The organism is Neptuniibacter sp. UBA6509 (assembly GCA_002435145.1).
Classification (GTDB): domain Bacteria; phylum Pseudomonadota; class Gammaproteobacteria; order Pseudomonadales; family Balneatricaceae; genus Neptuniibacter.
In genome coordinates this window covers 24,863-34,504 of record DJLT01000122.1, presented here as the reverse complement: position 1 = coordinate 34,504, position 9,642 = coordinate 24,863, and the positions used below count along the sequence as shown (strand labels likewise).

Sequence of the window (9,642 nt, the reverse complement as noted above, 5' to 3'; positions counted from 1 at the left end):
TTCGATTCCGACCCGCGCCTCCATCTTTCGCCCGGGTGGTGAAATTGGTAGACACAGGAGACTTAAAATCTCCCGAGCGCAAGCTTGTACCGGTTCGAGTCCGGTCCCGGGCACCACTTTGGTGGTGCACTTTAAGCCCCGCGAGCACTAGCTTTCGGGGTTTTTTGTTATTTATTCCCTTCTAAATTCCCGACCTCAGAAAACACCTTTCATTTTATACAGTGGTTTTGTAGCCTATTTGGATGTGTATTGTTTGATACAGATTTCAAGGAATAGGTATGAATTCTAAAGAGTTATTGCAGACGATCAATTCAGCTATAGATGATGCAAAAAGCACAGGTCAAACCTCTGTTTCCATTGACGGTCTGAAGGATTATCTCTCATATCTTGAGGATGACCTTAAAGACAGTGATCGAGAGCATGCTATAGCCATAGAAGACTTCAAGGCAGCTAATGATAGAAATATAGCGCACGCCAATAATTTAGCTCAATCTGAAAATGAAATGTTTAGGTCTGTTATAACTGCAGGGCAGGCCGCACTTAAGGCCAGCCTAATAATAAACGGCGGCGCCGCTTTGGCGCTTTTAGCTCTTCTTGGAAAGGTTTGGACTGGTTCTGAAGAGCTCTCTATAGCCGGAGATATTTCAGGTGCGCTTATTATGTTTTGTACGGGGGTGCTATATGCTGCGATGGCTACAGGTGGGACTTACCTATGCCAGTTTGCATATGCTAAGGCGTGGGGATTTGTCGGCCATGCTCTTAATATTCTAACGGCGGGATTTGTTTTCGCTTCCTATTCCATGTTCTATACGGGAATTCATAGTGCTGCTAGCACTTTGGCCGGAATTTAGTTGTTTAGTGTGTATCCACCACATCCGTTTTACGGTCATAGGTTGCTACCATCTGGTGTGACTTATGGCCGGAGAATTTTTGCTTATCTCCTTCGTAGTCTGATATCGATTTTCCTTTATTGTCGTGGAAGGTGAAATCAAATTTCATTTCGGGGTGCTTTGCTTGGGCTGCTTTCTTTGCTTTGTTCCAACGATGGCGAAAGGCATCATAAGATAGCTTAGTGCCGCGTTCGTTTGCGACGACTCGATTCACTGAGCGGGCCTTTTGTATTGAGCGGGCTAGATCGATAGCGGCTCGGAGGCGAGGGGACCACGATTTGATTTGTTCCTTTCCGGTTTTCTCTTGCTTGATGAATATACCTTCATCGGTTAGCTGGTGGGCTTGTAGGTTTAGCACGTCACCTACTCGAGCTGCACAGCAGTAGCTTATTTCTAGTACTGCTTGAACAATCGGCTCGCCGCATTCTTAGATTGCGTTGTATTCTTCATCTGTGATGTATCTATTACGACTCTTTTCTGTGAACTTGCGAATATCTTTGCAGGAATTACTTGTAACTTGCCTGCGTTTATCTATCTACCCGTATATGAAAAAAAGCGTAAAGAAGACCAATCGCTTGGTTTGTGATGTGATATCAGTATCGCAGCATCTATGTGTCTTTAAGCATAAGCGTTAGAAATTACAGGCATATTCTCCTCTCGTAATCGCAGTTCGCAAGCGTCAAGAAGCATCGCAAAAGCACTCATGATTCTAATTAATTTTTTGCAAATAATTCATAATAATATTCTCAAATAAAGATAATAATTTTAAATCTTCTTGTTTTAAATACATCTTGCAAGCCCTTATATAGTGTACTTTGGTACAATTACATTGTTTGACTTCGTGGCTTACATTGCAGTTGCACATGAATACCCTTAATAAAAAAGAGTGATTTTAAGAAAGTGCCGCTAAGTTAACCAGTGAATACGAAATGAGCTGCTATACTTTTAATCTAAAGCGTCATTTCTGGGCGGGCAAGTATGCGAGAAAGCAGATGAGCAACATGACAAAAGGCGTACTCGTTATTGCTATTGCTATCGTGATTGGTAGTCAGGCATTTAGAGCTATTGACATTGACTATCTAGCTGGGAGCGAAAGTGGCCAGGATCCTGTCGCATCTGTTGCCTCGATTATTAAGGATAGTCAGCCAGAGGTAGAAGCTATTTTGGATGGTGCAGATCCTACTGATGTGCTTGAGCCTACTGCTGTTGGATCGAGTAATTTTAATCGCTTTGATTGCGATTCAGGTTACATAGTTGGGGATTTGGATGCTAATCGATTCTCCAAGATCTCTTACGCTGCAGTAGATGAGCAGGGTATGACCTACATACAAGTTTCTCGCTACAATCCTTCGTACTTGGTTCAGGAGAAGTTTCAGATCGTTACTGCGACACAGGTTGAAAGCATACCTGACAGTATTAAAGATCAACTTGAAGAAAAGATAAAAAACCCAGACGCATGTAATAGCATGGATCTCTATCTTTCCAGTATTAAGTATCTCAAATAGCCAAATAGATACATCAGCGAATACCTAATCAGCCAAGCCTCCAATGCGGGCAATATGTCGCGCGGTATCAAGCATCCTGTTGGAAAAGCCCCACTCATTGTCGTACCAGGCGAATACCTTAATTTGGCCGGCAAGCTCCATTGTTTGCGTAGAATCAAATATGCAGGATGCTGACTGGTGATTAAAATCAATCGATACAAGCGGCTCGCTGTTATAGCTCATTACATGGCTATGAGATCCTTTAGATGCATCGAGCATTAAGCTGTTTATCTCTTCCGTGCTTGTAGGTCTAGAGGGTAGAAATGTTAAATCGACAAGAGATACATTGCTTGTAGGTACTCTTAGGGCCATCCCGGCGAGCTTTCCGTTTAGCTCTGGAAGCACAAGACCTACAGCGGAGGCTGCACCGGTTTGGGTTGGGATGATCGAGGAGGCGGCAGCTCTTGCTCTATATAGATCCCCACTAAAAGCATCGGTTAAATGCTGATCGTTGGTGTAGGCGTGCACAGTAGTCATCAGGCCTGATTCAATTCCAATAACGTTATTGATAACCTGAGCAACAGGGGCCAAGCAATTGGTTGTGCAGGAGGCATTTGAAACCACCAGGTGCTCTTCTCTAAGAGTCTCATGGTTTACGCCATAAACTACCGTTGCATCAGCATCGCGCGTGGGGGCGGATACTAAAACGCGCTTGGCTCCACTGGTAATATGCTTGATGGCATCGCTTTTCTGGGTGAATAAGCCGGTGCATTCAAATACGATATCGATGTCCAATTCAGCCCAGGGTAGGGTAGTAAGATCCCTCTCTTGAAAAACCTTAATGGTTTGCTCTTTGATCTTTAGGCTGCTGTTTCCTGCGGTAACCTTATGCATAAACCGACCATGGACGCTATCGTACTCAGTTAGGTGGGCGCTCACCTTAGGGTCGCATAGGTCGTTGATAGCAACGACCACTAGTTCATTATCAAGATCTGATTCATAAATAGCCCGAAGGATATTTCTGCCAATGCGGCCATAGCCATTAATCGCTATACGGATACTCATAAGATAACTCCTTGTACCATATCTCCTTTTTAGGCTAGCTCAGTTTCTGGCTTAATGCATAAAAGCGCCCTTAAAATATTTGACCAAGCGGAAAGGATAATCCAATATGTATCATACGATACATATTGGATACTAAAATGAAGAAAAAAGGTGATACGCAGGCGGCTGCAAAGGCTGTCGCTGACGAGCTACTTAAAGAAGGTATTCGCCCAACTCAGCAGAATGTAAGGGATCGACTAGGTAGCGGCTCTATCACGACGATTAATAAGGCATTAAATGCATGGTGGCAGGAGTTGGGTGACAGGTTTAAGGCCAATACAAGTCATCCAATGCTCCCCGATCCTGTTGCCGAGATGGCTAGTAAGTTATGGGCTCAAGCTCTTCTGTATTCAGAGCGGGAGCTTGAGGAGAGGCGGGTTGAGCTTGAGCTAGACTATAGAGAAAAGCTTAAAGAGCAAAAAGCATCAACAGGAGGAGACCAAGAGGAACTGAAGGAGCTTAGGGCGCAATGCTTGAGATTACTTCAAGAAAATGAAAAGCAAGGAGAGCAGAAGCTTGCTCTGCAAGGGCGCGTATTTGAGCAGGAAAATCAGATTATTGGACTTCAGTCCGCTAGCGAGAAGCTGGATCGAGAACTGAAGCAGATGCAGGTAGTTTCTAGGGGCTCAAATGACATTGATGAATATATTGAGCTGCAAGTAATTAACAGAACGCTCAAGGAAGAATCCAAGCGTATAAACAAGCAGTTAGAACAGCTTGTTAATGATAAGTCAGAGTTGCTATATGAAAACATGAAACTCAAAGCTGAACTTGAATCACTTAAGTTTAATAATAACTAATACTGTAGATATACTGCGTCAAATGCTATCTTGGTATACACAATGCACAGAACCTGCTACGCCAATTTATTGCAAAGTAAATACCTCACTTTCATGAGCATCTAATTGATATGGATATAGTTTTAAACCTTAATGCTGAAGATGTCGTTATTCTTGATGCGCTTCAAGAGTGTGGGCCAGAGGATGCCGTCTGCTGTCAAGATGATGAGACCTTTATACGCTCAAAGCAGCTGCTCATTGGTGAGAGGCTTAAAAACGTAACAATACAGCTTTTAGATGAAGGTGGTTATGCTATTAGGCAGGTTACAAGTAAGCCTAAAGATAAGTCCGAGAATAGCGATCAGCTAAATAGTCGCCAAATTACGGTCATAAAAGCTTTAGAGAAAGTTCTGAAGCACTGTAAAAATGAAGGAATACAGCTTATTGGGTATAGTGATGAGCTTGTAGCACTACCTGCTAAAATTCCGCAAGAAGAGATTTCTAGTGCGGGCGCGCTCGATATTAATTGCCATAACGTCTATAAAGGGGCGGATGCAATTCTCCCTGATGCTGAAGATGTATAGTAAAGTCGATGCGAAAGTTTTAAAGCCAAATTAATGATTTAGCTGTATTATCACTATTCTTAAATGAAGCTGATCCATTGGTAAGTAACGGTTATATATGACGTCACCCATCAAAATACTTCTTGTTGATGATCATCCTCTTGTGCGGGCGGGTTTTCAGCGTTTGCTTATCTCTGATGAGAGTATTCAGATCATAGGCGAGGCTGATAACGGTCAGTCCGCGTGCGATATGTATGCAAGCCATAGCCCCGATGTTGTCATAATGGATCTCAATATGCCTGCAGATTCGCAGGCCGATGAGGCGGCTAATAACCTAAACGGTGGTCTTGAGGCTATCAGAAGAATACTCTCTTATGATCCGAAAGCTAAAGTTCTCGTGCTTACAGCCATGGAAATTGATCCATTTCCGGCTCATGTAATTAATGCAGGCGCTAAGGGTTTCCTAACTAAGCGCTGTGCTCCCGATGAGCTGCTTGAAGCTGTAAAGGCAATTCACAACGGCGAAGAGTATATTACTGAAGATATTCGCTTGAGAATCAGTGGTGATGCAGCCTCTGGCGCCGGATCTATTGCTAGTCTTACTAAGCGAGAATTGCAGATATTTGCGCTACTGGCTGAAGGTCGAACCGTTGCACAAGTAGCAGAATCGATGTTCCTTAGTCCCAAAACTATTCATGCCCACAGAACAAATATTTTCCGAAAACTAACAATAAGTAATAATTCTGAGTTAGTTCACCTCGCAATTCGCCACAATATCGTCCAAGCTTAAAGGGTATCCTTCACTAGCAGGGCGACCTCTATGAGCGTTTTAGATTATACAGAGCTACATATGGAAACTGAGCTTCTGTGGAATGAGATAGATATTGGGGATAGCGTCATGTTAGATGCTGATCTATATGAATCTAATCGCTGCAAGCTTCACAAATACCAGGCTTACGAAGTGGTTGCCAAAGTTCACTGCATGGCGCCAGAGCCTTCAAGACTTGTTGTTGAGTCCGATGTGACAGGTGAGTTCATAAAGCTTCATCCTGCGCTTCTTTGTAGCTATCAGTCTGCAGAAAATCCCATCTCGCGCGCGTAGCGACGCCTACATCATTGTGATGCCGGCAGCATATAAGCTCGTTAAGCAAAGTATGCGACCGGCGCTGATTTCCTTCGAAAACCACACTAGAGCATCATTAAAACCTCCAATATAAGTTTGATATTGTAAGTGCTAGCTAATCTTAAGCACCCTCGTATGTCTTATTTCAATATTCGCATAATATATATTATGTTAAATAGAATAAGTTTCTATGTATAAGCTGTTCTACTCTTTTAAACACAGCTGCCTAGTGACGTATTTATCTATGGATTTAACATAGTGATGTTTAAGGTTGATACTGATACTCGATATCAACCACACTTGAAACCTCCTAGCCCTACTGGTACATGCCATTGCGGCTGTCCTATAGCTGCCAGGAAAAACCTAGTTTCAAATTAAGGCTGATACTTTTTGATTTTGGGCTGTTTGCCCTTCGTGCGGAGAACGCCGCAAAATAGTTTTTCGTTGGTAAAGTGTCGCAAAGAACAACGTAGCGCACGCTGCTCTTTTGGCTTATTGGTGATTAATGTACGTAAACGCTCTGACCCTGACCTGGGTATTTCTCATAAACGTGCATAAATACTTCTGAGCACGCTTTGGGCCACAGGTCATCATCATAAGCTTCTGGAAGCTCGTCTAAGACCTCTTCGATCAAGTTTTTGATCTTAGCCTTGGTGCGTTGTTTCTTGCGCCAGTCAATCACCAGAGCGTCCTGCATTTTATCAATCAGCATCTTAGAGATAACTTTTACCTGTGTACGTTCTTTATCTGACAGCGTTACATCTTCAAGAAGCAGATCGAAGATAGCCAGCTCTTCCTCGCTAAGGCCTTCCTTAACGGTACGTTTATCTTCTTCATTCAGTTCCCGAATAAACTCTTCAAGCCTTCTGAACAGCTCCTCTGCGTTATAGGCACCGAGATTATATTCCTCGATCATATCCATGAACTTCTGCTGCAGGTCCTGGCGTGTGCGGTTACGCATCACCATTGGCTGCAGTTTTCGTTCTATGATGTTCTTCAGGCGCTCTGCATCAGACTGCTTAGGGTTGGTAATGCGCGAAACCATCTCTGCCAGTGCATCAAAGTCGATACCTGCGATATTAATAGGTTCTGGCAAGTTGCTGTTTATATTGATGGTTTCAATGGATTCATCCAGCAATTCATTCACCTGATTACGAACCACATCTAATACATCTTCGTCATCAATGCTGAGGCCTGATTTCTCACGCATCTGCTTATAGATAACGTTAATGGCAATACGGTGTGGCGTGTATTCAGTTGCACTGTCATCAGGCAATATCGCTTTAAAGATGCGGTTTATCTGCCTTAGAAATGCCACAAATTCTTCTTTATATTCAGGGCTCAGCAGTATCTCACTCGCTTCATCAAGCAGTGTTAGCTTGGTGAAATCTGTTGCAGGTGCATCGATAATAGCTTGTAGGTCGATATCGCATTTTTTCAGATAGATAACCAGATCAGTGAACGCTGTTTTAAGCGCCGAAAGCAGCTCTGACTTATCCCTGGCAGGGGTATCAACCGTATAAGTCCCCTGCTCTTCAGCAACGCCGCCCCCGTAAAGGCCTAACGCATGCTGTAGTGCTCCGAAGATATTGATGTAATCAACGATCTGACCCGCAGGTTTACCTGGGTAAACTCGGTTGGCTCTAGCAATGGTTTGCATCAGCGAGTGGCTTTTTAAAGGCTTGTCGATATACAGAGTCGAAACCGAAGGTGCATCAAAGCCTGTTAGCCACATGGCGCAAACAAACACAATTCTTAGATCATCATCGGGATCTTTAAACTTCTCATCCAGCTTCTCTTTAACAAAGCGTCCCCGATGGGTTTTGTAATCCAGGCCACCTTTAGCCAGTTTTTCATCATCGTTCTGTCCGCCTGACACTACCACCGCCATGTCAGCAGACTGCATATGCTCAATCTGATATTCAATTCTGGTTAGTCGGGAGCCTGACAGGTGTTTTGCCTGTAGCTGAAGACTTGATAGCTTCTTCTTCCATGCCTTCTGAACCTGGCCATACATACGAATAGCCGTGGCTTTATCAATGGAAACCACCATTGCCTTACCTATTCGGCCATCTTTAAAGGGCTCTCGGTTTATATAGTGGTTAACCAGGTCTTCAGCGATCTCTTCAAGGCGGTCTTCGCGGGTGATGATGTGGTACTGTTTGGCAAACTCTGTTTCTAGCTTAGATTCTTGCTCATCAGTTAGATCTGCTTCATCCAGAATTTCTGCTATCTGTTCACCAATGTTATCTGCCAGCAATGTGACTTCGGGAACACGGTTTTCATAATAGAGAGGCAGAGTCGCGCCATCATCTACTGCATCTGAGAAGTTATAGGTTGATACATAGTCACCAAATACTTCACGGGTTTTCTCTTCGCCAGATAACAATGGCGTGCCTGTAAATGCCATAAATGAAGCATTAGGCATTGCTTTACGCATATTCATTGCCAAAGAATCATACTGGCTACGATGAGCTTCATCGGTGATAACAATAATGTCATCCCGCTTAGAAAGAATAGGGTAGTCACCCTTCTCATCACCTTTAAACTTCTGGATCAGCGTAAAGACAAAGCGGTGATCTTCAGCCAGTAATTGCTTAAGTTCAGTACCTGAATCAGCCTGACAGGCCTCTGTAATCATGCCTGTGGAATTGAACGTCTTATAGATCTGATCATCCAGATCAGTTCGATCAGTTACCAAGACAAAGGTCCAGTTTCCCGTGAAACGACGAAAGGCTTTACGGGTAAAGAACACCATTGAGAAACTTTTTCCGCTGCCCTGGGTATGCCAGAAAACACCCAGCTGCCCTTTTGATAGCTTTGCATCTGCCTTCTGTTCGACAGAATCCAATCCAAGCAGTGCCTGATTAACACCCAGATACTGGTGGTACTTAGCTACAATTTTGATGGTTTCTTTGGCGCGAACATAAAGAACGTAATTCTCAATAATATCCAGTAGTCTGTTCTGCTCACACACGCCACGAATAACCACCTCTAAACTGACTTTACGAGGCTCAGATTCAGACTCAATCTTCTTCCATTCGGCAAAGTGCTCCCATTGGCTGGAGATAGTGCCCACTCGGGATTGAATGCCGTTTGAGATAATAATTATCTGATTAAATACAAAGAGTTGCGGAATAGTGTTACGGTAATCTTTAAGGTTATCTTTGTAGCCATTAATCAACTCTTTATGGCTGGCTTTCAGCTCGATAAACAGCAAAGGCAGGCCGTTCACAAAGCCTAAAAGATCAGGGCGGCGGTTCTCTATTTCGCCGCTGATAGTCATCTGGCTGCACAGCAGAAAATCATTCTTATCTGGTTGCTGCCAGTCGATAAAGCGAACGGTGCAGTCCTCTTCGTCTTCCGCATTGCTGATGTAGTCATATCCATCTTTTAGGAGCGCATAGACCTCTTCGTTCGCCGCAATAGGGCTCATCGCACTACGATCACGTGCTATCTCATCGATGGCCTCTTGTAGAATACGTGCTGGAATTTCAGGATTAAGATGACTTAGAGCACTACGCAGACGGCTATAGAGAATAACATCCGAACGGGTTTCCCTGCCTATTTGCTGCCCTTCAGCTTTGCCTTCCTCGCCAAAGGTTTCTTCCCAGCAGGTAACTGTTTCCCAATCCAGCTGGCCGAACAGGTTTATGGCGGGTTGTTCAATTAATCCATCTTCTGTGTATGTCATCTATC

The 9,642-nt window shown here is 43.7% G+C and carries 9 protein-coding genes and 1 tRNA gene; 7 read left to right on the top strand and 3 right to left on the bottom strand.

All coding sequences use genetic code 11. The features are described from left to right. Positions 1-29: 29 nt before the first annotated feature. Positions 30-116: transfer RNA gene (locus B4K11_RS16460), tRNA-Leu, on the top strand. Positions 117-278: 162 nt separating this feature from the next. Beyond that, positions 279-851 (top strand): hypothetical protein, encoded by a 573-nt coding sequence (locus tag B4K11_RS16455; protein ID WP_292950283.1) that lies wholly within the window; start codon positions 279-281, stop codon positions 849-851. Positions 852-855: 4 nt separating this feature from the next. Here B4K11_RS16455 and B4K11_RS16450 read toward each other — a convergent pair whose 3' ends face one another. Further along, positions 856-1,302, bottom strand: a complete 447-nt coding sequence (locus B4K11_RS16450) for a tyrosine-type recombinase/integrase (protein ID WP_348703099.1) — start codon at positions 1,300-1,302, stop codon at positions 856-858. Between the two features lie 517 nt (positions 1,303-1,819). Between B4K11_RS16450 and B4K11_RS16445 the strand changes: the two genes are divergently transcribed. After that, the gene (locus B4K11_RS16445; RefSeq protein WP_292959464.1) at positions 1,820-2,395 is read left to right on the top strand and encodes a hypothetical protein; all 576 of its coding nucleotides are present in this window, start codon (positions 1,820-1,822) and stop codon (positions 2,393-2,395) included. A gap of 24 nt (positions 2,396-2,419) precedes the next feature. Here the strand turns inward: B4K11_RS16445 and gap are convergent, their stop codons facing one another. After that, positions 2,420-3,439: a type I glyceraldehyde-3-phosphate dehydrogenase gene (gap, locus tag B4K11_RS16440; protein WP_292950281.1), complete on the bottom strand. Its 1,020-nt coding sequence runs from the start codon at positions 3,437-3,439 to the stop codon at positions 2,420-2,422. A 137-nt stretch (positions 3,440-3,576) separates the two neighbouring features. On the opposite strand from gap, the gene B4K11_RS16435 reads away from it, so the two are divergent. The 4 genes from B4K11_RS16435 (at position 3,577) to B4K11_RS16420 (ending at position 5,922) form a co-directional block, all read left to right on the top strand. Beyond that, positions 3,577-4,278: a DNA-binding protein gene (locus B4K11_RS16435; protein WP_292950280.1), complete on the top strand. Its 702-nt coding sequence runs from the start codon at positions 3,577-3,579 to the stop codon at positions 4,276-4,278. Positions 4,279-4,388: 110 nt separating this feature from the next. After that, the gene (locus B4K11_RS16430) at positions 4,389-4,841 is read left to right on the top strand and encodes a response regulator (protein WP_292950279.1); all 453 of its coding nucleotides are present in this window, start codon (positions 4,389-4,391) and stop codon (positions 4,839-4,841) included. Positions 4,842-4,938: 97 nt separating this feature from the next. Beyond that, positions 4,939-5,610, top strand: coding sequence for a response regulator (locus B4K11_RS16425; RefSeq protein ID WP_292950278.1), 672 nt, complete (start codon positions 4,939-4,941; stop codon positions 5,608-5,610). 30 nt (positions 5,611-5,640) lie between these two features. Beyond that, positions 5,641-5,922 carry a hypothetical protein gene (locus B4K11_RS16420; protein ID WP_292950277.1) on the top strand — a complete coding sequence of 94 codons (282 nt, stop codon included), beginning with the start codon at positions 5,641-5,643 and terminating at the stop codon, positions 5,920-5,922. A gap of 523 nt (positions 5,923-6,445) precedes the next feature. Here B4K11_RS16420 and B4K11_RS16415 read toward each other — a convergent pair. After that, the gene (locus B4K11_RS16415; RefSeq protein WP_292950276.1) at positions 6,446-9,637 is read right to left on the bottom strand and encodes a type I restriction endonuclease subunit R; all 3,192 of its coding nucleotides are present in this window, start codon (positions 9,635-9,637) and stop codon (positions 6,446-6,448) included. Between the last annotated feature and the right edge of the window lie 5 nt (positions 9,638-9,642).